Source organism: Pseudomonas sp., from assembly GCF_033723075.1.
Classification (GTDB): domain Bacteria; phylum Pseudomonadota; class Gammaproteobacteria; order Pseudomonadales; family Pseudomonadaceae; genus Aquipseudomonas.
In genome coordinates this window covers 471,886-494,388 of record NZ_JAWVXU010000001.1, presented here as the reverse complement: position 1 = coordinate 494,388, position 22,503 = coordinate 471,886, and the positions used below count along the sequence as shown (strand labels likewise).

The 22,503-nt window shown below is 61.9% G+C and carries 23 protein-coding genes; 18 read left to right on the top strand and 5 right to left on the bottom strand.

Annotated features, from left to right (window positions below):
- The first annotated feature begins 42 nt into the window (after positions 1 to 42).
- Complete coding sequence (tadA, locus tag R3355_RS02375; protein WP_318959892.1) at positions 43 to 525, top strand: tRNA adenosine(34) deaminase TadA; 483 nt, start codon at positions 43 to 45, stop codon at positions 523 to 525.
- Between the two features lie 199 nt (positions 526 to 724).
- Here tadA and mltF read toward each other — a convergent pair whose 3' ends face one another.
- Positions 725 to 2,185 carry a membrane-bound lytic murein transglycosylase MltF gene (mltF, locus tag R3355_RS02370; protein WP_318949760.1) on the bottom strand — a complete coding sequence of 487 codons (1,461 nt, stop codon included), beginning with the start codon at positions 2,183 to 2,185 and terminating at the stop codon, positions 725 to 727.
- A 144-nt stretch (positions 2,186 to 2,329) separates the two neighbouring features.
- Here mltF and purL point away from each other — a divergent pair, with 144 nt between their 5' ends.
- From purL to R3355_RS02355, 3 genes are all read left to right on the top strand, one after another.
- Positions 2,330 to 6,223, top strand: coding sequence for a phosphoribosylformylglycinamidine synthase (gene purL / locus R3355_RS02365; protein WP_318959891.1), 3,894 nt, complete (start codon positions 2,330 to 2,332; stop codon positions 6,221 to 6,223).
- 18 nt (positions 6,224 to 6,241) lie between these two features.
- Positions 6,242 to 6,517: a CDGSH iron-sulfur domain-containing protein gene (locus R3355_RS02360; RefSeq protein ID WP_318959890.1), complete on the top strand. Its 276-nt coding sequence runs from the start codon at positions 6,242 to 6,244 to the stop codon at positions 6,515 to 6,517.
- A 166-nt stretch (positions 6,518 to 6,683) separates the two neighbouring features.
- The gene (locus R3355_RS02355; protein WP_318949762.1) at positions 6,684 to 7,001 is read left to right on the top strand and encodes a YqfO family protein; all 318 of its coding nucleotides are present in this window, start codon (positions 6,684 to 6,686) and stop codon (positions 6,999 to 7,001) included.
- Positions 7,002 to 7,059: 58 nt separating this feature from the next.
- Here R3355_RS02355 and R3355_RS02350 read toward each other — a convergent pair whose 3' ends face one another.
- Positions 7,060 to 7,563, bottom strand: coding sequence for a L,D-transpeptidase family protein (locus tag R3355_RS02350; protein WP_318949763.1), 504 nt, complete (start codon positions 7,561 to 7,563; stop codon positions 7,060 to 7,062).
- Between the two features lie 19 nt (positions 7,564 to 7,582).
- On the bottom strand, positions 7,583 to 8,140 hold the full coding sequence (locus tag R3355_RS02345; RefSeq protein WP_318959889.1) for an NUDIX hydrolase: 558 nt from the start codon (positions 8,138 to 8,140) through the stop codon (positions 7,583 to 7,585).
- Between the two features lie 167 nt (positions 8,141 to 8,307).
- On the opposite strand from R3355_RS02345, the gene R3355_RS02340 reads away from it, so the two are divergent.
- From R3355_RS02340 to R3355_RS02320, 5 genes are read left to right on the top strand one after another with little or no spacing between them, the layout of a single operon-like run.
- The gene (locus R3355_RS02340; protein ID WP_318949765.1) at positions 8,308 to 8,910 is read left to right on the top strand and encodes a CoA pyrophosphatase; all 603 of its coding nucleotides are present in this window, start codon (positions 8,308 to 8,310) and stop codon (positions 8,908 to 8,910) included.
- Between the two features lie 42 nt (positions 8,911 to 8,952).
- On the top strand, positions 8,953 to 9,477 hold the full coding sequence (locus R3355_RS02335) for a gamma carbonic anhydrase family protein (RefSeq protein WP_318959888.1): 525 nt from the start codon (positions 8,953 to 8,955) through the stop codon (positions 9,475 to 9,477).
- Positions 9,477 to 9,665 carry a DUF1289 domain-containing protein gene (locus R3355_RS02330; RefSeq protein WP_318949767.1) on the top strand — a complete coding sequence of 63 codons (189 nt, stop codon included), beginning with the start codon at positions 9,477 to 9,479 and terminating at the stop codon, positions 9,663 to 9,665. The genes R3355_RS02335 and R3355_RS02330 overlap by 1 nt, the downstream gene beginning before the upstream one ends.
- Positions 9,666 to 9,699: 34 nt before the next feature.
- Positions 9,700 to 10,881: a formate-dependent phosphoribosylglycinamide formyltransferase gene (gene purT / locus R3355_RS02325; RefSeq protein ID WP_318959887.1), complete on the top strand. Its 1,182-nt coding sequence runs from the start codon at positions 9,700 to 9,702 to the stop codon at positions 10,879 to 10,881.
- Entirely contained in the window at positions 10,878 to 11,612 is a 735-nt protein-coding gene (locus tag R3355_RS02320) for an SGNH/GDSL hydrolase family protein (protein WP_413243473.1), read from the top strand. The genes purT and R3355_RS02320 overlap by 4 nt, the downstream gene beginning before the upstream one ends.
- A gap of 116 nt (positions 11,613 to 11,728) precedes the next feature.
- On the opposite strand, the gene R3355_RS02315 is transcribed toward R3355_RS02320, so the two are convergent.
- Together R3355_RS02315 and R3355_RS02310 are read right to left on the bottom strand one after the other, a co-directional pair.
- On the bottom strand, positions 11,729 to 13,018 hold the full coding sequence (locus R3355_RS02315) for an HlyC/CorC family transporter (protein WP_318959886.1): 1,290 nt from the start codon (positions 13,016 to 13,018) through the stop codon (positions 11,729 to 11,731).
- A gap of 10 nt (positions 13,019 to 13,028) precedes the next feature.
- Entirely contained in the window at positions 13,029 to 13,829 is an 801-nt protein-coding gene (locus tag R3355_RS02310) for an inner membrane protein YpjD (protein WP_318959885.1), read from the bottom strand.
- Between the two features lie 157 nt (positions 13,830 to 13,986).
- Between R3355_RS02310 and ffh the strand changes: the two genes are divergently transcribed.
- The 9 genes from ffh to thrC all read left to right on the top strand — a co-directional run bounded on the left by ffh (position 13,987) and on the right by thrC (position 22,467).
- Positions 13,987 to 15,360 (top strand): signal recognition particle protein, encoded by a 1,374-nt coding sequence (gene ffh, locus R3355_RS02305; RefSeq protein ID WP_318959884.1) that lies wholly within the window; start codon positions 13,987 to 13,989, stop codon positions 15,358 to 15,360.
- Positions 15,361 to 15,666: 306 nt separating this feature from the next.
- The gene (gene rpsP, locus R3355_RS02300) at positions 15,667 to 15,918 is read left to right on the top strand and encodes a 30S ribosomal protein S16 (RefSeq protein WP_079202959.1); all 252 of its coding nucleotides are present in this window, start codon (positions 15,667 to 15,669) and stop codon (positions 15,916 to 15,918) included.
- Between the two features lie 17 nt (positions 15,919 to 15,935).
- Positions 15,936 to 16,463, top strand: coding sequence for a ribosome maturation factor RimM (gene rimM, locus R3355_RS02295; protein ID WP_318949370.1), 528 nt, complete (start codon positions 15,936 to 15,938; stop codon positions 16,461 to 16,463).
- Between the two features lie 5 nt (positions 16,464 to 16,468).
- Complete coding sequence (trmD, locus tag R3355_RS02290; protein ID WP_318959883.1) at positions 16,469 to 17,221, top strand: tRNA (guanosine(37)-N1)-methyltransferase TrmD; 753 nt, start codon at positions 16,469 to 16,471, stop codon at positions 17,219 to 17,221.
- A 42-nt stretch (positions 17,222 to 17,263) separates the two neighbouring features.
- On the top strand, positions 17,264 to 17,614 hold the full coding sequence (rplS, locus tag R3355_RS02285) for a 50S ribosomal protein L19 (protein ID WP_318949355.1): 351 nt from the start codon (positions 17,264 to 17,266) through the stop codon (positions 17,612 to 17,614).
- 140 nt (positions 17,615 to 17,754) lie between these two features.
- Entirely contained in the window at positions 17,755 to 18,651 is an 897-nt protein-coding gene (xerD, locus tag R3355_RS02280) for a site-specific tyrosine recombinase XerD (protein WP_318959882.1), read from the top strand.
- A gap of 176 nt (positions 18,652 to 18,827) precedes the next feature.
- Positions 18,828 to 19,553, top strand: a complete 726-nt coding sequence (locus R3355_RS02275; RefSeq protein ID WP_318959881.1) for a DsbC family protein — start codon at positions 18,828 to 18,830, stop codon at positions 19,551 to 19,553.
- Between the two features lie 119 nt (positions 19,554 to 19,672).
- The gene (locus tag R3355_RS02270) at positions 19,673 to 20,977 is read left to right on the top strand and encodes a homoserine dehydrogenase (protein ID WP_318959880.1); all 1,305 of its coding nucleotides are present in this window, start codon (positions 19,673 to 19,675) and stop codon (positions 20,975 to 20,977) included.
- Between the two features lie 80 nt (positions 20,978 to 21,057).
- On the top strand, positions 21,058 to 22,467 hold the full coding sequence (gene thrC / locus R3355_RS02265; RefSeq protein WP_318959879.1) for a threonine synthase: 1,410 nt from the start codon (positions 21,058 to 21,060) through the stop codon (positions 22,465 to 22,467).
- Positions 22,468 to 22,503: the final 36 nt, after the last annotated feature.

The following is a 22,503-nucleotide window of genomic DNA, read 5'->3' as shown; positions in this document are numbered from 1 at the left end:
CTGCGTCCTGCGCACCATGGCAAGGGTTGACTTGGCGAGACTATGAAAAGAGTACAAATCATCGACCGCAGCCGCGACGCGCATTTCATGCGCGAGGCCCTGGCCCTGGCCGCCGAAGGGGCGGCTCTGGGCGAGGTGCCGGTCGGCGCCGTGCTGGTGCAGGACGGCGCGGTCATCGGTCGCGGCTTCAATTGCCCGATCTCCAGCCACGACCCCAGCGCGCATGCCGAGATGGTGGCGATCCGTGCGGCGGCGCAGGCAGTCGACAACTACCGTCTGCCGGGCAGCACCCTGTATGTGACCCTGGAGCCGTGCAGCATGTGCGCCGGGCTGATTGTGCATGCGCGGATTCAGCGGGTGGTGTATGGCGCCACCGAACCCAAGGCCGGCGTGGCCCTGAGTCGTGGCGAGTTCTTCAATCAGGCGTTTCTCAATCATCGGGTGTCGATCGAGGGCGGGGTGTTGGCGGATGAGTGCAGTGCACTGCTCAGCGAGTTTTTCAGGGCGCGGCGCGCAACGCGGTAGAGGCTTTCTCCACCTTGGCTAGCCAGCCTGTAGCCCGAATTAGCCTAAGCGCAATCCGGGGATGGGGGGCAGCGCTCCCCGGATTGCATCCGGGCTACCAAGTCGATGCGATTCGCGGTGATGGATATCGCTGCGCTCAGCGCCATCTACCGGACTGGTAGAGCCTGCGGGCAGGTCCAGCGGGGAGAGTCTGCTCGCGCTACAACGGCGGCAGTTCTTCCGGTGGTGGCTTCTTGTTCACCCCTGGCGTGTGCAGGTTGCTGGCGGCCATCTGGCTGCCTTCCAGCTGCGGCTGGGTGACCCAGGTGAGGATGTCGTAATAGCGACGGATGTTGCGCACGAAGTGCACCGGCTCACCACCGCGGGCGTAACCGTAGCGGGTCTTGCTGTACCACTGTTTCTGCGCCAGACGCGGCAGTATCTTCTGCACATCCAGCCACTTGTTCGGGTTCAGTCCCTCGGCTTCGGTGAGCTTGCGCGCATCTTCCAGGTGCCCGCCGCCGACATTGTAGGCGGCCAGGGCGAACCAGGTGCGATCCGGCTCCTCGATGCTCTTGGGCAGCTGATTCTTGACGTGGACAATGTACTTGGCGCCGCCCTTGATGCTCTGTTTGGGGTCGAGGCGGTTGGATACGCCCATGGCCTGGGCAGTGCGCAGGGTCAGCATCATCAGGCCGCGTACCCCGGTTTTCGAGGTGGCGGTCGGTTGCCAGAGTGATTCCTGATAGCCCATGGCGGCCAGCAGGCGCCAGTCGACCTGATTGGTCTGCGCCGCCTGGCGGAAGTCCTTCTCGTAACGGGGCAGGCGTTGCTGCAGGTGCTTGGCGAAGGTGTAGGCACCGACGTAACCCAGTACGTCGACGTGGCCGTAGTAGCGTTCCTTCAAGCGTTGCAGACTGCCGTTCTGCTGGGCGCGCTCGAGAAAACGGTTGATCTCGTCGAGCAGGCTGCTGTCTTCGCCGGGGGCGACGGCCCAGGCCAGGCTTTGCGAGTCACCGAGGTCGAAAGCCACCCGCACATTGGGGAAGTACACCTGGTTCATCGCCAGTTCGTTGGAGTCGACCAGGGTCAGGTCGATTTGCCCCTCGTCGACCATGCGCAGCAGGTCGACCACTTCCACTTCTGCCGACTCTTCGTAGTTCAGCTCAGGCAGTTTGACCTTCAGCTCGGCCAGTTGCTCGGCATGGCTGCTGCCCTTGAGCACCAGGATGCGCTTGCCGAGCAGATCGTTCGGGCGAGTGGGGCGGCGCTGGCCATTGCGGTAGATGATTTGCGGGGTGACCTGCAGGTACGGCAGGGAGAAGCGGGCGACCTGCTGCCGTCCGTCGCTTTCTACCAGGCCGGCGGCAGCCAGCACCGGACCATTTTCCTTGCCGAGGCTGGCAAACAGTTCGTCGAGGTTGTCGGCGGTTTCGATTTGCAGTTCCAGGCCCAGGTCGTCGGCAAAGCGTTTGACCAGTTCGTACTCGAAGCCGGTTTCGCCGTTGCGATCCTGGAAATAGGTGGCCGGGCTGTTACGGGTGATCACCCGCAGTACACCCTCCGCCTTGACGCGCTCGAGGGCGCTGGGTTCTTCAGCGCAGCTGGCGAGCAGCAGGAGGATTCCGGTCGCCAGCAGCCAGTGGGCGCAGCGTGTGCGGAACGCAGATTGAGCAAACATTGGCGCAGTATACGCAAAGCTTGTTGCTCGCCATATCTTGACAGTGCAGATGATAGTTCTGACGCCGCCACGGGTGCCGCGGCGAGCGCTTTAGGCTAGAATGCACGGCCTCAAAGTACACCCCCTTCCCAGAGGCTGTCCCCGATGTTGATCCTGCGCGGCGCTCCCGCCCTTTCTGCTTTCCGCCACGGTAAATTGCTCGAGCAACTGACCAGCAAGGTACCCGCTGTGACTGGGCTGTATGCCGAGTTCGCGCATTTTGCCGATGTCACCGGGGTGCTCAGCGCCGATGAAGAGCAGGTGCTGGCCCGTCTGCTCAAGTACGGCCCGAGCGTGCCGGTGCAGGAGCCCAGCGGCCGCCTGCTGCTGACCATTCCGCGTTTCGGCACCATCTCGCCCTGGTCGAGCAAGGCCAGCGATATTGCGCGCAACTGCGGCCTGGCGAAGATCCAGCGCATCGAGCGCGGCATCGCCTACTACGTCGCCGGCGAGTTGAGCGAAGCCGAGCTGCAACTGGCCGCGGGCTTGCTGCATGACCGCATGACCCAGCTGGTGTTGACCGATGTGCAAGACGCCGCGGCGCTGTTCAGTCACGCCGAGCCCAAGCCGCTGACCGCCGTGGATGTGCTCGGCGGTGGTCGCGCCGCCCTGGAGCAGGCCAACGTCGAGCTGGGCCTGGCCCTGGCCGAAGACGAAATCGATTACCTGGTCAGCAGTTTCAATGATCTGGGGCGCAATCCCCACGACATCGAATTGATGATGTTCGCCCAGGCCAACTCCGAGCATTGCCGGCACAAGATCTTCAATGCCAGCTGGGACCTCGACGGCGAGAGCCAGGAAAAGTCGCTGTTCGGCATGATCAAGAACACCCACGAGCTGCACAGCGAAGGCGTGCTCTCGGCCTATAAAGACAATGCCGCGGTGATCGTCGGTCATACGGCCGGACGTTTCTACCCGAACGCCGAAACCCGTCAGTACGGCGCCCATCAGGAGCCGGTGCACATCCTGATGAAGGTGGAAACCCACAACCACCCGACCGCCATCGCACCCTTCCCCGGTGCGGCCACTGGCTCCGGCGGCGAGATTCGTGACGAAGGCGCAACCGGCCGTGGCGCCAAGCCCAAGGCCGGGCTGACCGGTTTCAGCGTATCCAACCTGCAGATCCCGGGCTTCGCACAGCCGTGGGAAGTGCCCTATGGCAAGCCGGAGCGCATCGTCACCGCACTGGACATCATGCTTGAAGGCCCGCTCGGCGGCGCGGCGTTCAACAATGAATTCGGTCGTCCGGCGCTGACCGGTTATTTCCGCACCTTCGAGCAGGCGGTCGAGACCCCCCGCGGCTTCGAGGTGCGTGGCTACCACAAGCCGATCATGCTCGCGGGCGGCATGGGCAACATCCGCGCCGATCACGTGCAGAAAGGTGAAATCACCATCGGCTCCAAGCTGATCGTGCTCGGTGGTCCGGCCATGTTGATCGGTCTGGGCGGCGGCGCCGCCTCGTCGATGGCCACGGGCACCAGCTCGGCCGACCTGGACTTCGCCTCGGTGCAGCGCGAAAACCCGGAAATGGAGCGACGCTGTCAGGAAGTGATCGACCGCTGCTGGCAGCTGGGCGAGCAGAACCCGATCAGCTTTATCCATGACGTCGGTGCCGGCGGCTTGTCCAATGCCTTCCCCGAACTGGTCAACGATGGCAATCGCGGTGGGCGTTTCGAGCTGCGCAATGTGCCCAATGACGAACCGGGCATGGCGCCCCATGAGATCTGGAGCAATGAATCCCAGGAACGCTACGTGCTGGCGGTCGATGCCGCCGACTTCGAGCGCTTCAAGGCGATCTGCGAGCGCGAGCGTTGCCCGTTCGCGGTGGTCGGCGAGGCTACCGAAGAGCCGCACCTGACCGTTGCCGACAGCCATTTCGGTAACAAGCCGGTGGACATGCCGCTCAATGTGCTGCTCGGCAAGGCGCCGCGCATGCACCGTTCGGCCAGTCACGAAGCCGAGTTGGGTGATGATTTCGATGCCAGCGGCCTGGCCATCGACGACGCCCTGACCCGTGTGCTGCATCACCCGGCGGTGGCCAGCAAGAGCTTCCTGATCACCATCGGCGACCGCACCATCACCGGCCTGGTCGCGCGTGATCAGATGGTCGGCCCGTGGCAGGTGCCGGTGGCCGATTGTGCGGTCACCGCCACCAGCTTCGACGTCTATACCGGCGAAGCCATGGCCATGGGCGAGCGCACTCCGCTGGCCTTGCTGGATGCGGCCGCCTCGGGGCGTATCGCCATTGGCGAGACCCTGACCAACCTGGCCGCGGCCCGGATCGAGAAACTTTCCGACATCAAACTGTCCGCCAACTGGATGGCCGCCGCTGGCCACCCGGGCGAAGACGCACGCCTGTACGACACGGTCAAAGCCGTCGGCATGCAGCTGTGTCCGGAACTGGGGATCACCATCCCGGTGGGCAAGGATTCGATGTCGATGAAAACCCGCTGGCAGGATGACTGCGCGGAGAAGAGTGTGACCTCGCCGCTGTCGCTGATCGTGACCGGCTTTGCCCCGGTCAGCGATATCCGCAAGACCCTGACGCCGCAACTGCGCATGGACAAGGGCGAAACCGACCTGATCCTGATCGACCTCGGACGCGGGCAGAACCGCATGGGTGCCTCGATTCTGGCCCAGGTGTACGGGCAGATCGGCAGGCAGGCTCCCGACGTCGACGACGCCGAGGACCTCAAGGCGTTCTTCGCGGTGATCCAGGGGCTGAATGCCGATGGTCACCTGCTGGCCTACCACGACCGCTCCGACGGCGGCCTGCTGGTCAGCGCGCTGGAAATGGCCTTCGCCGGCCATTGCGGTCTGGATCTGTCGCTCGACTCGCTGGCCGGTAGCCCAGACGAATTGGCTGCCGTGCTGTTCAACGAAGAGCTGGGTGCGCTGATCCAGGTGCACCAGGACGTTACGCCGCAGGTGCTGACCCAGTTCAGTGCGGCGGGGCTCGATTGCGTGGCCGTGATCGGCCAGCCGGTCAACAATGGCGAGGTGCGGATCAACTTCGCCGGCCAGCCGGTATTCGCCGGCCAGCGGCGCTTGTTGCAGCGCCAGTGGAGCGAGACCAGCTACCAGATCCAGCGCCTGCGCGACAACGCCCAGTGTGCCGAGCAGGAGTTCGATGCGCTGCTCGAGGAAGACAATCCGGGCCTGAGCGTCAAGCTGGCTTTCGACGTCAACCAGGACATTGCCGCGCCCTACATCAAGAAGGGCCTGCGTCCGCAGATCGCGGTGCTGCGCGAGCAGGGCGTCAACGGCCAGGTGGAAATGGCTGCGGCCTTCGACCGTGCCGGTTTCAGTGCGATCGACGTGCACATGAGCGACATTCTCGCCGGTCGTGTCAGCCTCGACGAGTTCAAGGGGCTGGTCGCCTGCGGCGGCTTCTCCTATGGCGACGTGCTCGGCGCCGGTGAGGGCTGGGCCAAATCGATCCTGTTCAACAGCCGTGCCCGTGATGGCTTCCAGGCGTTCTTCGAACGCAAGGACAGCTTCGCCCTGGGCGTGTGCAACGGTTGCCAGATGATGAGCAACCTGCACGAATTGATCCCCGGCAGCGAGTTCTGGCCGCACTTCGTGCGCAACCGTTCCGAGCAGTTCGAGGCGCGGGTGGCCATGGTCCAGGTGCAGGAGTCGGCCTCGATCTTCCTCCAGGGCATGGCCGGCTCGCGCATGCCGATCGCCATCGCCCATGGCGAGGGTCATGCCGAGTTCGAGAGCGAGGAAGCCCTGCTCGAAGCCGACCTGTCCGGTTGCGTGGCCATGCGCTTTATCGATAACCACGGCAAGGTCACCGAGACTTATCCGGCCAACCCCAACGGTTCGCCGCGCGGGATTACCGGCCTGACCAGCCGCGACGGTCGGGTGACCATCATGATGCCGCACCCGGAACGGGTATTCCGCGGCGTGCAGAACTCCTGGCAGCCGGACGAGTGGCAGGAAGATGCCGGTTGGCTGCGCATGTTCCGCAACGCCCGGGTCTGGGTGGATTGATGCCAGGGGCGCAGGCTTATGGCCCATGAGTCTGTGCCTGTTTTACCCGAGGTACGCCAGGTCAAGCCTGGCGATACCTTGTTGCTCTGTCGTTGCGGGCGTTCGTCCGCGCTTCCCGATTGTCCTTGCGCCTGCCCGGCGGGGCTGCGGCTTGAGCCTGTCCGCGCGCAACTATTGTTACTCTGCCGTTGTGGCCAGTCGCGGCGCTTGCCCTATTGTGATGGCAGCCACCAGCCACGGGTGCCTGGTTTGAAAGCCAAGTGGCGGCGTTTCTGGAGTGGTGCTTGCGACTGATCTGCTGGCGGCAAAAGGTGTATTGCCGCGATCGAACGCCAAGGCGGTTCGGCAGTCATACGCAAAGTGTGTGGTTGGCGCCACGTATCCGGTTAAGGCAAAATGCCATTATCTCGTGATGTCATTGTCCGGTCGTTCTCAATCTGCCCAGCCTGCGGAGCCTTTGATGTACAAGTTGTGTTTTTATGTCCCGGAAACCCACCTGGATGAGGTGAAAGAAGCAGTGTTTGCCGCGGGTGGCGGGCGCATTGGTCGCTACGACAGCTGCTGCTGGCAGGTGATGGGGCGTGGGCAGTTTCGCCCGCTGGAAGGCAGTCAGGCGTTTGTCGGCCAGGTCGGTCAGGTCGAGCTGGTGGTGGAGTGGAAAGTGGAGTTGGTGGTGGCCGACGAACTGATCCATGATGCGGTCAAGGCCCTGAAGCAGAGCCATCCCTATGAGACGCCGGCTTTCGATGTCTGGCGGTTGTCGGATATTCAGTTTTAAGCCATAAGCTGCAAGAGAAACGCTTGATGGTGGCGGGTGTGGTGCAGGCTTGCAGTCGTCAGGGTCTTATTTCGATCAGGGTACCGTCCTTGACCAGGTTCCAGATCTCGCGCATGTCGTCGTTCTTCAGGGCGATGCAGCCTTCGGTCCAGTCCAGGGTGTGGAAGAACCACTCCGGATATTCCTCATCCAGCGGCGTGCCGTGAATCATGATCATGCCACCGGGGGGAACGCCTTGCTCGCGGGCGCGGGCCTGGTCGCGGGCATTGGGGTAGGAGATGTGCAGGGACAGTTGGTATTTTTCGCTGGTTTTGCGCCAGTCGATCCAATAGATGCCTTCCGGTGTGCGCAGGTCGCCCTCGCGCCGTTTAGCGCCGTTGGCCTGTTTGCCGAGGGACACCCGGTAGGATTTGAGTGTTTCGCCGCGGCTGATCAGGTGCAGTTGGCGTTCCGATTTGACCAGCAGCACCTTGTCGACCGGTGGGGCCTCCGGCATGGGCGCGGTAGTAGCGTACGCATTAGCGGTAAGGGTCAAACAGAGCAGAATGAACAACCAGCGCATCGGAACGGTATCCCAGGGATCAATGGACTTTCTTGTGGTGCGCGCGCAAGGCTTCCAGCGGCTCGTTGCGTACCGGGTAAACGTGCTGCTGCCGGTCCGCGAAGTAGCATTCTAAGGTACGCCCGACAGTCGGGAAAGCCAGCTCTGACCATGGGATCTGGGATTCCTCGAATAGCTGCACTTCGAGGCTTTCTTCGCCGACGGCAAAGTTCAGGTCGACCAGTTCGGCGCGGAAGAACAGATAAACCTGATTGATATGCGGCAGGTCGAACAGGGTATAGAGGTTCAGGTCGCGTACTCGGGCGCAGGCTTCCTCATGGGTTTCGCGCGCAGCGGCCTGCTCCAGGGTTTCACCGTTTTCCATGAAACCGGCCGGCAGGGTCCAGTAACCGCGGCGCGGCTCGATGGCGCGTCGGCACAACAACACGCGCTGGCCCCACACCGGCAGGCAGCCGGCGACTATTCGCGGGTTCTGGTAATGAATGGTGTGGCAGTGCTCGCACACATGGCGCAAGCGGTTGTCACCCGCGGGAATCCTCAGGGTGACAGGGCTGCCGCACTGGCTGCAGAACTTCATGGCGAATCCTCTTTGCTGCCCATATCTTGGCGCGTGATGGTGTTGGGCGGCAAGCGCGATCAGGCACTACATCGACAGCCGGAATGATCGTTGTGAGCGTTGCAGGACTTGGGACGCGGGTGGCTTTCGTGCAATCATCGGCGCAAGAACAAAGACTGAGAATCTCCATGCTGGACGAACTGCTCCAACGCGTGCGTGACTATAACCCGCGTCTTCTGGAGACCGACCACAACTTCCCCGAGGCGGCGGTGCTGGTTCCGCTTACCCGCAGCGACCAGCCGGAAGTGGTGCTGACTTTGCGCGCCAGTGGCCTGTCCACTCATGGCGGCGAGGTGGCTTTCCCCGGTGGTCGACGGGATCCGGAAGATGCCGATCTGATTCGTACCGCGCTGCGTGAGGCCGAAGAGGAAATCGGCCTGGCACCGGGACTGGTCGAGGTGGTCGGGCCGCTCAGTACCCTGGTTTCGCGTCACGGTATTCAGGTCACGCCCTATGTCGGGCTGGTGCCGGATTACGTCGAATACCTGGCCAACGATGACGAGATTGCCTCGGTGTTCTCGGTGCCCCTGGCGTTCTTTCGCGGCGATCCGCGCGAGATGACCCACCGCATCGACTACCTCGGGCAGAGTTGGTACGTACCGAGTTACCGTTATGGCGAATACAAGATATGGGGGCTTACTGCGATCATGCTGGTGGAGCTGGTCAATCTGGTTTACGACGCCGGCATCGAACTGCACCAGGCGCCTGAGCATTTCATCACGCTGCGCTAATTGCGCGAAAGCGCAGATCAATCGCGAGACGAGGGTCAACCAATGAAATATCGCCTGGGGCAGTCCTGTGTCGACGCCCATCCCGATAGCTGGGTGGCGCCGAACGCCACGCTGGTCGGCAAGGTCAAGCTGGAGCAGGGTGCCAGCGTCTGGTTTGGCGCGGTGTTGCGTGGCGACAACGAGCTGATCCATATCGGCGAGCAGAGTAACGTGCAGGACGGCACCGTGATGCATACCGACATGGGCTCTCCGCTGACGATCGGCAAGGGCGTGACCATCGGCCATAACGCCATGCTGCATGGTTGCACGGTCGGCGATTACAGTCTGATCGGCATCAATGCGGTGGTACTCAACGGCGCGAAAATCGGCAAGTACTGCATCATCGGCGCCAATACCCTGATTGGTGAAGGCAAGGAAATTCCCGACGGTTCGCTGGTGGTCGGTTCGCCGGGCAAGGTGGTGCGCGAGCTGAGCGAGGCGCAGAAGAGCATGCTCGAAGCCAGCGCTGCGCACTATGTGCACAACGCCCAGCGTTACGCCCGCGACCTGGCCCCGCAGGACGACTGATGGAGCAAGAGCGCCCCGTTGCCTCGCCCTGTGTGCAGGTCTGTGCGCTGGACGATGACGACATCTGTATCGGTTGCCAGCGTAACGTTGCCGAAATCACCCGCTGGGGGCGCATGGACAATACCGAGCGTCGTCAGGTGCTGATGTTGTGCCATGAGCGCGCCAAAGCCCAAGGCGTGTTGCTGTAACGCTGCGCCGTATTTATCAGCCTGAGGAAACCCCATGCCCCGTATCGGAACCCCATTATCGCCGAGTGCGACCCGTGTCCTGCTTTGCGGCTCTGGTGAGTTGGGCAAGGAGGTGGTGATCGAGCTGCAACGCCTCGGCGTCGAGGTGATCGCCGTGGATCGCTACGCCAATGCCCCGGCGATGCAGGTGGCGCACCGCAGCCATGTGCTCGATATGCTCGATGGCGCGGCGTTGCGTGCGGTGATCGAATTGGAGCAACCGCATTACATCGTGCCCGAGATCGAGGCGATTGCCACGGCGACGCTGGTCGAGCTGGAGAACGAAGGTTTTACCGTGATCCCCAGCGCGCGTGCCGCGCAGTTGACCATGAACCGCGAGGGCATTCGCCGCCTGGCGGCCGAAGAGTTGGGTCTGCCGACTTCGCCTTACCAGTTCGCCGACTCGCTCGATGCGTGCCGGGCGGCGGTGCAGCAGATCGGCTTTCCCTGTCTGGTCAAGCCGATCATGAGCTCCTCCGGCAAGGGCCAGTCGCTGCTGAAAACCATCGATGACCTGCCGGCAGCCTGGGAGTATGCCCAGGCGGGTGGTCGTGCCGGCAAGGGGCGGGTCATTGTCGAGGGGTTTATCGATTTCGACTACGAAATTGCCCTGCTGACGGTGCGGCATGCCGGCGGGACCAGCTTCTGTGCGCCGGTCGGTCATCGTCAGGTCAAGGGCGACTATCAGGAGTCCTGGCAGCCCCAGCCGATGAGTGCGAAGGCCCAGGCCGAGGCCGAGCGCATTGCCCTGGCCGTCACGGACTCGCTGGGCGGTCGCGGTCTGTTTGGTGTCGAGTTGTTCGTCAAGGGCGACCAGGTCTGGTTCTGCGAAGTTTCGCCGCGGCCCCATGACACTGGCCTGGTCACTCTGATTTCCCAGGATCTGTCCGAGTTTGCCCTGCATGCGCGGGCCATTCTCGGCCTGCCGATTCCGCTTATTCGTCAGCTCGGCCCCTCCGCTTCGGCGGTAGTGCTGGTGCAGGGCGATTCACGGCAGGTCAGTTTCGCCAATCTCGGTGCGGCGCTGGCCGAACCGGACACGGCGCTGCGGTTGTTCGGCAAGCCCGAAGTCAGCGGTCAGCGGCGCATGGGGGTGGCCTTGGCGCGCGATGAGTCGCTGCAGACGGCGCGGGCCAAGGCCACGCGCGCGGCGCAGGCGGTCAGCGCCGAGTTGTGAGCCCTCTGCGCGCCTATGCCTGGTGGCTGACTGTGCTGGTGCTGTCGCCTGTGCTGGTGCCACTGGTCATGCGCACGCGCAGGCGGGCGCTCAGGCTGCCGCCCGCCGAGGGGCCGCGGCGCGGGCTGGCTGGTGCTGACCTCGCGGGTGAGCCATTGCGCTTGCTGGTGCTGGGTGAGTCCACGGTGGTGGGTGTTGGCGTGAGCTGTTTGCAGGCGGCGCTGGTGGGGCAGTTGGCCGAGGCGCTGGCCGCTCGGCAAGGCAGGCCGGTGGCCTGGCGTGCCTGTGGTGAGAATGGCATCACCGCCGCGCAGGCCTGTGAGCGGTTGTTGCCGCAGGTGCTGGACGAGTCGTTCGATCTGGCGCTGTTGGTCTTCGGCGTCAACGACACCACCCATCTCACTGCGCTACGGCGCTGGCGCGTCTCGCTCGGCAGCATGGCCGAAGTCCTGGTGGCGCGCGGTACCCGGGTGGCATTCAGCGCCGTGCCGCCGTTGCAGCATTTCGGCGCCTTGCCCTGGTTGTTGCGGCATCTGCTCGGCATGCGGGCTGCCTTGCTGGATGCCTGCTTGCGCCGGCTCGCCGAGCGCCTCGGGGTGGGGCATCATCCGCTGAGCCTGGCGTTTTCCGCAGATTACCTGGCGCTCGACGGCTACCACCCATCGAGCCTCGGTTATCGGGTCTGGGCCGAGGAGCTGGCAGATAGTGGCCTGTTTAGTCCGTTCGATTAGTCAATTCCGGCGGCTGAGACCCAGCTACTGCGTTGCTGCTCCTGGCCATGGCGGGCTAGGACTGGTCGCGGGAACCTCGGGAATCCGCACTTGAGTTAACCCGTTAAACGCACCGGTCACTGGTCTGCTGGTGTTTCGCTCGGCTCAGTGGTGCTGGTCTTCCATGCTCGTACGCTTTTCACCCGGCTCTCCGACGATTGCAGGATTTCCAGGCGGTAAGGGCCTATTTTCAGGCATACGGCGCTATCAGGGATGCTTTCCAGGGCTTCGGTGATCAGGCCGTTGAGGGTCTTGGGGCCGTCGCACGGCAGGTTCCAGCCAAGCGACTTGTTCACTTCGCGAATGTACGCGGCGCCATCGATGACCTGGGTGCCATCTTCTTGCGGATGAATGTCCGGGCTGCGCAGGGTGCTCTGGTTGCTGAAGTCGCCGACGATTTCTTCGAGGATGTCTTCCAGGGTCACGATACCGATCACATCGCCGTACTCGTCGACGACGATGCCTATCCGGTGTTTCTGTTTCTGGAAATTGATCAGCTGAGTCGAAAGCGGCGTGTTCTCCGGCACGAAATAGGGTTCGTTGCAGGCGGCGAGCAAGTCTTCCTTGGTCAGTTGATTGTGGCTCATCAGGCGCGCGATCTGACGCATGTGCACGATGCCCTCGATCTGGTTGATGTCGTGGCGAAACACCGGCAGTCGCGTGTGGGTGGTGGTGGTGAGCAGGTTGATGATGGTTTCGATGTCGTCTTCCAGGTTGATGCCGGTGACTTCGTTGCGCGGGATCATGATGTCGTCGACCGTGACATTCTCCAGGTCGAGGATGCCGAGCAGCATGTTCTGGCGGTTTTTCGGCAGTTCATGGCCGGACTCGCGCACCACGCTGCGTAGCTCCTCGGTGGTCAGGCTGTCGTTGCTTTTACTGGCCGGGTCGACTCCCAGCAGCCTGAGCAGGCCGTTGCTGATCCAGCCGAGCAGGATGACCAGCGGGTAGAACAGTTTGAGCAGTATCAGCAGCGGCAGGCTGAACGGGTAGGCGACTTTTTCCGGGTGCAGGGCGGCCAGGGTTTTCGGGGTGATTTCACCGAAAATCAGCAGCGCCAGGGTCAGGCCTATGGTGGCGATCGCAATCCCGGCTTCGCCCCAGAGCTGAATGGCCAGCACGGTGGCGATGGCCGAGGCGAGGATGTTGACGAAGTTGTTGCCGATCAGGATGGTGCCGAGCAGGCGGTCCGGACGACTGAGCAGGTCGCTGACCCGCTTGGCGCCGCGGTGTCCTTCTTTGGCGCGATGGCGCAGGCGGTAGCGATTGAGGCTGAGGATGCCGGTTTCCGAACTGGAGAAAAACGCCGAGCAGGCCAGCAGGAAGACCAGCAGACCAAACAGGAAGCCAGGGTGAGCGTTGTCCACGGAAATTGGCCTAGATATGCAGAATGAATTCGCGAACCAGCTTGCTGCCGAAGTAAGCCAGCATCAGCAGGCAGAAGCCGACCAGGGTCCAGCGGATCGCCTTGTGCCCGCGCCAGCCAAGCTGGTGCCGGCCCCAGAGCAGTACGGCGAAGACAATCCAGGCGAAGCTGGAGAGGATGGTCTTGTGTACGAGGTGCTGGGCCAGCAGGTCGTCGATGAAGAGTGCGCCCGACAGCAGTGACAGTGACAGCAGCACCCAGCCGGCCCAGAGGAAGCCGAACAGCAGGCTTTCCATGGTTTGCAGTGGCGGGAAGTTCTTGATCAGCCCGGACGGGTGCTTGTGTTTGAGCTGATGATCCTGCAGCAATAGCAGCAGCGCCTGGAACACGGCGATGGTCAGCATGCCGTAGGCCATGATCGACAGCAGGATGTGAGCGAGGATACCCGGTGCTTCATTGATTGACTGCAGGGTGCCGGACGGCATGAACTGCGCCAGCAATACTGTCAGGCCGCCCAGCGGAAATAGCAGCAGGAGGAGGTTTTCCACCGGGATACGCATGCAGGCGAGCAGGGTCAGTGCAATCACGGCATAGGCGATCAGGCTGGCGGCATTGAAGAAGTCGAGTGACAGGCCGGATGCCTGGCTCATCTGCAAAAACAGGCTGCCACCATGGAAGAGCAGGGCGAGCACGCCGAGTAGCGCCAGCAGGCGTTTGTCGGGTGCGCTGCGCTGACTGAGACGCAGGCCCTGGTAGAAGGTGGCGCCGGCATAAAGGCTGGCAGCAGCGAGGCTGGGAAGCAGAGGGTGCATAAATCCTTGTTAGGCAAGCCCGAAAGGCGCTGAGTGTGGCATACAACGAGTATTTCACGAAAGACCGCTGACAGTGTCGGTAGCTGGGAGTCTCCGATATAATCGCCGGTCTGTTGCAAGCCCACCCTCGGCTCTATCGGGCCCGAAAGGAACGTGCATGTTCGAAAATCTTACCGACCGTCTCTCGCAGACGCTGCGCAATGTCACTGGCAAGGCCAGGCTGACCGAAGACAATATCAAGGACACCTTGCGCGAAGTGCGCATGGCGTTGCTCGAAGCTGACGTCGCGTTGCCGGTGGTCAAGGACTTCGTCAATAAGGTCAAGGACCGTGCGGTCGGTACCGAGGTGTCGAAAAGTCTGACGCCGGGTCAGGCCTTCGTGAAGGTCGTGCGGGCCGAGCTGGAAGCGCTGATGGGGGCGGCCAACGAAGACCTGGTGCTGAATGTCACGCCGCCGGCCGTGGTGCTGATGGCGGGTCTGCAGGGTGCGGGTAAAACCACCACGGTCGGCAAGCTGGCGCGCTTCCTCACGGAACGCAAGAAGAAGACCGTGCTGGTGGTGTCGGCCGACGTTTACCGTCCGGCGGCGATCAAACAGCTGGAAACCCTGGCTGCCGATATCGGTGTGACCTTCTTCCCGTCCGATATCAGCCAGAAGCCGGTAGCGATTGCCGAGGCGGCGATCAAGGAAGCCAAGCTCAAATTCATCGATGTGGTGATCGTCGATACCGCCGGTCGTCTGGCCATCGATGCCGAAATGATGGCGGAAATCCAGGCGCTGCATGCCGCTATCAAGCCGGCCGAGACCCTGTTCGTGGTCGATGCGATGACCGGTCAGGATGCGGCCAACACCGCCAAGGCCTTCGGTGATGCATTGCCGCTGACCGGTGTGGTGTTGACCAAGGTCGATGGCGATGCGCGTGGCGGTGCGGCCTTGTCGGTGCGGCATATCACCGGCAAGCCGATCAAGTTCATCGGCATGGGCGAGAAGAGCGATGCACTGGAGCCGTTCCACCCCGAGCGGATCGCCTCGCGCATCCTCGGCATGGGCGATGTGCTCAGCCTGATCGAGCAGGCCGAGCAGACCCTCGATCGCGAGAAAGCCGACAAGCTGACCAAGAAGCTGAAGAAGGGCAAGGGCTTCGATCTCGAAGACTTCCGCGACCAGCTGCAGCAGATGAAGAACATGGGTGGCCTTGGCGGCCTGATGGACAAAATGCCGCAGATGGGCGGCGTCAACCTGGCGCAGATGGGCAATGCCCAGGGCGCGGCCGAGAAGCAGTTCAAGCAGATGGAGGCCATCATCAATTCGATGACCCCGGGCGAGCGCCGTGACCCCGAGATCATCAGCGGTTCGCGCAAGCGCCGCATCGCCATGGGCTCCGGGACTCAGGTGCAGGACATCGGTCGCCTGATCAAGCAGCACAAACAGATGCAGAAGATGATGAAGAAATTCACGGCCAAGGGCGGTATGGCCAAGATGATGCGTGGCATGGGCGGTATGATGCCGGGCGGTATGCCGAAGATGTAAGCGTGAGTAGCAAGGCTGCAAAACTCCCGCCTGCTGCGGTCGCCTCCAGGCGCCCACTGCTGGCGTAGCACGCCTGTCGCGAGCGCCTGGAGACAGCCTCGCGACGGCGCTTGATATTTTCACGGCCTCTGAGCGGTGAGTTTGCCGCTTGTTAGCTTGAGGCTTGCAGTTTGTCGCGCCTTTTCCGGTCTTCGGAAAAAGGCTTTGCAAAAGTAGTGATAATCCTTAGAATATGCGGCCTTTCGGGCCTAGTGCCCTATGCATGCATTTTCTAGTTTGCAGCACCGACTACAGGAAAGAAGTTCAATGGTAACCATCCGTCTTGCCCGTGGCGGCTCCAAAAAGCGCCCGTTCTACCACCTCACCGTGACCAACAGCCGCAACCCGCGCGATGGTCGTTTCGTTGAGCGTATCGGTTTCTTCAACCCGGTTGCTTCGGGTGCCGAAATCAAGCTGTCCATCGACCAGGAACGTGCCACTTACTGGCTTGGTCAGGGCGCGCAGCCGTCTGAGCGTGTTGCTCAGCTGCTCAAGGAAGCTGCCAAGGCTGCTGCCTAAGCAACCTTATGAGCATGATGCCAGCTCCCGCCGAGGACTTAGTGGTCCTTGGCAAGATAGTCTCGGTGCATGGCATAAAAGGCGAGGTAAAGGTGTTTTCCTTTACTGACCCTTTGACCAACGTGCTCGATTACCCTCGCTGGACGCTCAGGCGTGACAACGAGGTGAAGCAAGTCGAAGTGGCCAGTGGACGCCTGCAAGGCAAGGTCCTGGTGGCAAGGCTCAAGGGTCTCGATGATCGCGAGGTAGCGCGTACCTTTGCCGGTTTCGAGATTTGTGTGCCGCGCAGCCAGTTGCCTGATCTGAGCGAAGGCGAGTTCTACTGGTATCAGTTGGAAGGTCTCAAGGTTATCGATCAGGCGGGGCAGTTGCTCGGCAAGATCGACCATTTGTTCGAGACCGGCGCCAACGATGTGATTGTGGTCAAACCCTGCACCGACAGCCTGGATGATCGTGAACGCCTGTTGCCCTATACGGAACAATGCGTGTTGTCGATTGACCTTGGTGCTGGCGAAATGCGGGTCGACTGGGATGCGGACTTCTAAGCCTGATGCCAAATCTGCGCGTTGAAGTCATTACGCTGTTCCCGGAAATGTTTACCGCAATCAGCGATTACGGCATCACCAGCCGTGCGGTGAAACAGGGCTTGCTGCAATTGACCTGTTGGAACCCGCGGAGCTACACCGCAGACCGTCATCACACTGTCGATGATCGGCCTTTCGGTGGCGGTCCGGGCATGGTGATGAAGATCAAGCCGCTTGAGGATGCCTTGCAGAGTGCCAGGCAGGCCGCAGGTGTAAACGCGAAGGTGATCTACCTATCGCCGCAGGGTCGTCAGCTGACGCAGTCAGCCGTACGCGAACTGGCGAACGAGGAAGCGTTGATCCTCATTGCCGGGCGCTACGAAGGCGTCGATGAGCGTTTCATTGAAGCGCATGTCGATGAAGAATGGTCGATTGGGGATTACGTCCTGTCTGGCGGTGAGCTGCCGGCCATGGTGCTGATCGATGCGGTAACGCGCCTTTTGCCTGGTGCATTGGGTCATGCAAGTTCGGCCGAGGAGGATTCCTTTACGGATGGCCTGCTCGACTGCCCGCATTACACCCGTCCGGAGGTGTATGCGGATAAACGTGTTCCTGAGGTGCTGCTTGGCGGCAACCACGAACACATCCGGCGCTGGCGTTTGCAGCAGTCCCTCGGTCGGACCTGGGAACGCCGTGTCGATCTTCTGGATAGCCGCTCGCTTTCTGGAGAAGAGAAAAAGCTGCTGGAGGAATACATCCGCCAGCGGGACGATAGTTAATGTATCGATGACCGGCCAGACGGCTGGTCTTAGGAGCGCAGCATGACCAACAAGATCATTCAGCAAATCGAAGCTGAGCAGATGGGCAAAGTAGTCCCTCCCTTCGCCCCGGGCGACACCATCATCGTTCAGGTGCGCGTGAAGGAAGGCGACCGTCAGCGTCTGCAGGCATTCGAAGGCGTGGTAATCGCCAAGCGTAACCGTGGTCTGAACAGTGCGTTCACTGTTCGCAAGATCTCCAACGGCGTTGGTGTAGAGCGTACTTTCCAGACCTACAGCCCGCTGGTCGACAGCCTGGCCGTCAAGCGTCGCGGTGACGTACGCAAAGCCAAGCTGTACTACCTGCGTGACCTGTCCGGTAAGGCAGCACGTATCAAGGAAAAACTGGGCTAAGCCTCAGCTTCCTTACAAAAAGCAGCCTTCGGGCTGCTTTTTTGCGTTTATGGGGTAAGCGCAAACCCTGGTCGCAACTGGTCGTGCTGTGGAAAACTGGCACCGGCCACTCTGGTGCCACCAACCAATAGGTGCTGTCGATGCCTGCTATCGATCATCCGCTGATTGACCGTTTTCTCGATGCCCTATGGCTGGAGAAAGGTTTGTCCGTGCACACTCGGGCGGCTTATCGCAGCGATCTGGCGTTGTTCAATGGTTGGTTGCAGGCGCGCGATCTGGAGCTGGCCAGCGCCGGTCGCGAGCTGATTCTCGATCATCTGGCCTGGCGCTTGAATGAGGGTTACAAGGCCCGCTCGACGGCGCGGCTGATTTCGGGGTTGCGCGGTTTTTATCGGTTTTTGTTGCGTGAAGGGGTGATTGGCACCGATCCGACCCTGCAGGTCGATTTGCCGCAGCTCGGCAGATCGCTGCCCAAATCCCTCTCGGAAACGGATGTCGAAGCGCTGTTGGCGGCGCCGGAACTGGACGATCCGATCGGTCTGCGCGATCGCGCCATGCTCGAGGTGCTCTATGCCTGTGGGTTGCGGGTCAGCGAGTTGATCGGTCTGACCCTGGAGCAGGTCAATCTGCGTCAGGGCGTGTTGCGCGTGTTCGGCAAGGGCAGCAAGGAGCGTCTGGTGCCGCTGGGTGAGGAAGCGATCCTGTGGATCGAGCGCTACAGCAAGGAGGCGCGGCCGTTATTGCTGGGCGGCAAACCCAGTGACGTACTGTTTCCCAGCTTGCGTGGCGAGCAGATGACCCGGCAGACCTTCTGGTATCGGATCAAACTGCAGGCCAGGGTTGCCGGTATCGCCAAGAGCCTGTCGCCGCACACCTTGCGCCATGCGTTTGCCACCCATCTGCTCAATCATGGTGCCGATCTGCGGGTGGTGCAGATGCTGTTGGGGCACAGCGATCTGTCGACCACACAGATCTATACCCATATCGCTCGAGCTCGTCTGCAAGAGTTGCATGCCCAGCATCACCCGCGGGGCTGAGAACCTGTTCATGATCTGCAGCGCATCGGTCATGTGGCGTTAAAAATACCTGCCCCGCGCTTGCGAGAGTGTGAACAGGTTCTGCAATGGCGTCCGACCTGCTGTGGTCTGCCTTTGCAGGCATCTATGGTAGGCTGTGGCAACCTTTGTTTGTCCGACGCTCGTTAGGAGTATGCATGCGTGTGACCCGCATTTTCGCAGCCGTGGCTCTCGGCTTTGTCAGCAGCTTGAGCTTGGCCGCCGACCCCGATCAGGTGATCCGCAAAAGCTTGCAGTCGATCCAGCCAGACCTGCCTATCGAAGCGATTGCCGAGAGTCAGATGCCCGGTCTGTATCAGATTCAGCTCAAGGGCGGCCGCCAGCTGTATGCCAGTGGCGATGGCCAGTTCCTCATGCAGGGCTATCTGTTCCAAATCAAGGACGGCAAGGCGATCAACCTGACCGAAGAGCATGAAACCAAAGAGATTGCCAAAGAGATCAACGGCATTCCGCACAAGGAAATGGTGATCTTCGCGGCGGAGCAGGCCAAGACCCATATCACCGTGTTCACCGATACCGATTGCGGTTATTGCCAGAAACTGCACAGCGAAGTCCCGGAACTCAATCGCCTGGGGGTCGAGGTGCGCTACGTGGCTTTCCCGCGTCAGGGATTGCAGAGCCCGGCCTATAAGGAGCTGGTCAGTGTCTGGTGCGCCAAGGATCCGCAGGCAGCGATGACGCTGGCCAAATCACGCCAGCCCGTTGCAGAGGCTCAGTGCGACAACCCGGTGGCCAAGCAATACGCCCTGGGGCAGATGATCGGGGTCAGTGGCACGCCGGCGATCGTCTTGGCCAATGGCAAGCTGATACCCGGTTACCAGCCAGCGCCGCAACTGGCCAAGCTCGCGCTCGAAGCCAAGTGATTCAGGGCCTCGGGTCGATTGACTAATAAACAGCCGCTTCGTAAGGTGCGGCTCTTTTTTCTTTTTTGCGGCCGGAGCTAGCTCCGGCCGTTTTATGCAGTGCAGATGGGGAGTTCAGTGTGAAACCGGTCAAAGTAGGCATCTGTGGGCTGGGTACCGTCGGTGGCGGTACCTTCAACGTGCTCAAGCGCAACGCCGAGGAAATCTCGCGGCGTGCCGGGCGTGACATTGAGGTGGCGCAGATTGCGCTGCGCTCGCAGAACCCGCAGTGCGACATTACCGGTACCGCCATTACCAGCGATGTCTTCGCGCTGGTCGACAACCCCGAGATCGATATCGTCATCGAGCTGATCGGCGGCTACACCCTGGCGCGCGAGTTGGTGCTCAGGGCCATCGACAATGGCAAGCATGTGGTGACCGCGAACAAGGCGCTGATCGCCGTGCACGGCAATGAAATTTTCGCCAGGGCGCGTGAGAAGGGCGTGATAGTGGCGTTCGAGGCCGCAGTGGCGGGTGGCATTCCGGTGATCAAGGCGATTCGCGAGGGCCTGGCCGCCAACCGCATCAACTGGTTGGCCGGGATCATCAACGGCACCGGCAACTTCATTCTCAGCGAGATGCGCGAAAAGGGCCGTACCTTCGACGACGTGCTGGCCGAGGCGCAGGCGCTGGGTTATGCCGAAGCCGATCCGACCTTCGACGTCGAAGGCATCGACGCGGCGCACAAGCTGACCATCCTCGCCTCCATCGCCTTCGGCATTCCGCTGCAGTTCGACAAGGCCTACACCGAAGGCATCACCAAGCTGACCACGGCTGACGTGGGCTACGCCGAGGCCCTGGGCTACCGGATCAAGCACCTCGGCGTCGCACGCCGCACCGACGCCGGTATCGAGTTGCGTGTGCACCCGACCTTGATCCCGGCCGATCGCCTGATCGCCAACGTCAACGGTGTGATGAACGCGGTGATGGTCAATGGCGACGCGGCAGGGTCGAGCCTGTATTACGGTGCTGGTGCCGGCATGGAGCCGACCGCTTCGGCGGTCATCGCCGATCTGGTCGATGTGGTGCGCGCCTTGACCACCGACCCGACCAATCGTGTGCCGCACCTGGCCTTCCAGCCGGATTCGCTGTCCGATCACCCGATTCTGCCCATAGCCGCGTGCGAGAGTGCCTACTACCTGCGCATTCAGGCCAAGGATCACCCCGGCGTGCTGGCTCAGGTGGCGAGCATCCTGTCGCAGCGTGGCATCAATATCGAGTCGATCATGCAGAAGGAAGTCGAAGAACACGACGGCCTGGTGCCGATGATTCTGGTCACCCATCGGGTGGTCGAGGCGCGCATCGACGAGGCCCTGGCCGCCCTGGAAGCGCTGGACGATGTCGTCGGCAAAGTCATGCGTATCCGCGTCGAACAGTTGAACTAACCAGCAGCAGGCCGCACGCGCAGCAGGCGCGTGCGGCTTACCGCTTGAAGCTTGCAGCTCAAACCGAAGGTTTGCCAACCATGCGCTATATCAGTACCCGCGGCCAGGCACCGGCCCTGAATTTCGAAGACGTCCTGCTGGCTGGCCTGGCCAGTGATGGCGGTCTCTACGTGCCGGAAAACCTGCCACGCTTTACCCAGGAAGAAATCGCCTCCTGGGCCGGCTTGCCCTACCACGAGCTAGCCTTTCGGGTGATGCGCCCGTTCGTTAGCGGCAGCATTGCGGATGCCGATTTCAAGAAGATTCTCGAAGAGACCTACGCGGTGTTCGCCCACAGTGCGGTGGCGCCGTTGCGTCAGTTGAACGGCAACGAGTGGGTGCTCGAACTGTTCCACGGCCCGACCCTGGCGTTCAAGGATTTTGCCCTGCAGTTGCTCGGTCGTTTGCTCGACCATGTGCTGGCCAAGCGCAACGAGCGCGTGGTGATCATGGGGGCCACCTCGGGTGACACAGGTTCGGCCGCCATCGAAGGCTGCAAGGCTTGCGACAACGTCGACATCTTCATCCTCCATCCGCACAACCGGGTGTCCGAGGTGCAGCGCCGGCAGATGACCACCATTCTCGGCGAGAACATCCACAACATTGCCGTCGAAGGCAACTTCGACGACTGCCAGGAGATGGTCAAGGACAGTTTCGCCGACCAGAGTTTCCTCAAGGGTACGCGGCTGGTGGCGGTCAACTCGATCAACTGGGCGCGGATCATGGCCCAGATCGTCTACTACTTCCATGCGGCCCTGCAGCTTGGCGGCCCGGCGCGCTCCATCGCGTTCTCGGTGCCGACCGGCAACTTCGGCGACATCTTCGCCGGCTACCTGGCGCGCAACATGGGCCTGCCGATCAGCCAGCTGATAGTCGCGACCAATCGCAACGACATCCTCCATCGCTTCATGAGCGGCAATCGCTACGACAAGGGCGATCTGCACCCGACCCTGTCACCGTCCATGGACATCATGGTCTCGTCCAACTTCGAGCGCCTGCTGTTCGACCTGCATGGGCGCAACGGCGCGGCTGTCGCCGGCCTGATGGACAGCTTCAAGCAGGGTGGCGGTTTCAGCGTGGAAGAAGACCGCTGGACCGAGGCGCGCAAGTTGTTCGATTCGCTGGCGGTCGACGACCAGGCGACCTGCGAAACCATTGCCGAAGTGTTCGCCGAGTGCGGCGAGCTGCTCGATCCGCACACCGCCATCGGCGTGCGTGCTGCCCGTGAGTGCCGGCGCAGCCTGGCCACGCCCATGGTCATCCTGGGGACTGCACACCCGGTGAAGTTCCCCGAGGCAGTGGAGAAGGCCGGTGTTGGCCAGGCCCCGGCGTTGCCGCCGCACCTGGCTGATCTGTTCGAGCGTAAAGAACGCTGTACGGTATTGGCCAATGACCTGAAGACCGTTCAGGCTTTCGTCAGTCAGCACGGCAACCGCGGCAAGCCGTTGTAACGCTCAGCGCGGCTCCCTGCAACCCGGTGTCGCCTC

Coding starts and splice junctions, on each gene's coding strand:
- tadA (WP_318959892.1), top strand. CDS start 43: ATGAAAAGAGTACAAATCATCGACCGCAGCCGCGACGCGCATTTCATG.
- mltF (WP_318949760.1), bottom strand. CDS start 2,185: ATGTTTGCTCAATCTGCGTTCCGCACACGCTGCGCCCACTGGCTGCTG.
- purL (WP_318959891.1), top strand. CDS start 2,330: ATGTTGATCCTGCGCGGCGCTCCCGCCCTTTCTGCTTTCCGCCACGGT.
- R3355_RS02360 (WP_318959890.1), top strand. CDS start 6,242: ATGGCCCATGAGTCTGTGCCTGTTTTACCCGAGGTACGCCAGGTCAAG.
- R3355_RS02355 (WP_318949762.1), top strand. CDS start 6,684: ATGTACAAGTTGTGTTTTTATGTCCCGGAAACCCACCTGGATGAGGTG.
- R3355_RS02350 (WP_318949763.1), bottom strand. CDS start 7,563: ATGCGCTGGTTGTTCATTCTGCTCTGTTTGACCCTTACCGCTAATGCG.
- R3355_RS02345 (WP_318959889.1), bottom strand. CDS start 8,140: ATGAAGTTCTGCAGCCAGTGCGGCAGCCCTGTCACCCTGAGGATTCCC.
- R3355_RS02340 (WP_318949765.1), top strand. CDS start 8,308: ATGCTGGACGAACTGCTCCAACGCGTGCGTGACTATAACCCGCGTCTT.
- R3355_RS02335 (WP_318959888.1), top strand. CDS start 8,953: ATGAAATATCGCCTGGGGCAGTCCTGTGTCGACGCCCATCCCGATAGC.
- R3355_RS02330 (WP_318949767.1), top strand. CDS start 9,477: ATGGAGCAAGAGCGCCCCGTTGCCTCGCCCTGTGTGCAGGTCTGTGCG.
- purT (WP_318959887.1), top strand. CDS start 9,700: ATGCCCCGTATCGGAACCCCATTATCGCCGAGTGCGACCCGTGTCCTG.
- R3355_RS02310 (WP_318959885.1), bottom strand. CDS start 13,829: ATGCACCCTCTGCTTCCCAGCCTCGCTGCTGCCAGCCTTTATGCCGGC.
- ffh (WP_318959884.1), top strand. CDS start 13,987: ATGTTCGAAAATCTTACCGACCGTCTCTCGCAGACGCTGCGCAATGTC.
- rpsP (WP_079202959.1), top strand. CDS start 15,667: ATGGTAACCATCCGTCTTGCCCGTGGCGGCTCCAAAAAGCGCCCGTTC.
- rimM (WP_318949370.1), top strand. CDS start 15,936: ATGCCAGCTCCCGCCGAGGACTTAGTGGTCCTTGGCAAGATAGTCTCG.
- trmD (WP_318959883.1), top strand. CDS start 16,469: ATGCCAAATCTGCGCGTTGAAGTCATTACGCTGTTCCCGGAAATGTTT.
- rplS (WP_318949355.1), top strand. CDS start 17,264: ATGACCAACAAGATCATTCAGCAAATCGAAGCTGAGCAGATGGGCAAA.
- xerD (WP_318959882.1), top strand. CDS start 17,755: ATGCCTGCTATCGATCATCCGCTGATTGACCGTTTTCTCGATGCCCTA.
- R3355_RS02275 (WP_318959881.1), top strand. CDS start 18,828: ATGCGTGTGACCCGCATTTTCGCAGCCGTGGCTCTCGGCTTTGTCAGC.
- thrC (WP_318959879.1), top strand. CDS start 21,058: ATGCGCTATATCAGTACCCGCGGCCAGGCACCGGCCCTGAATTTCGAA.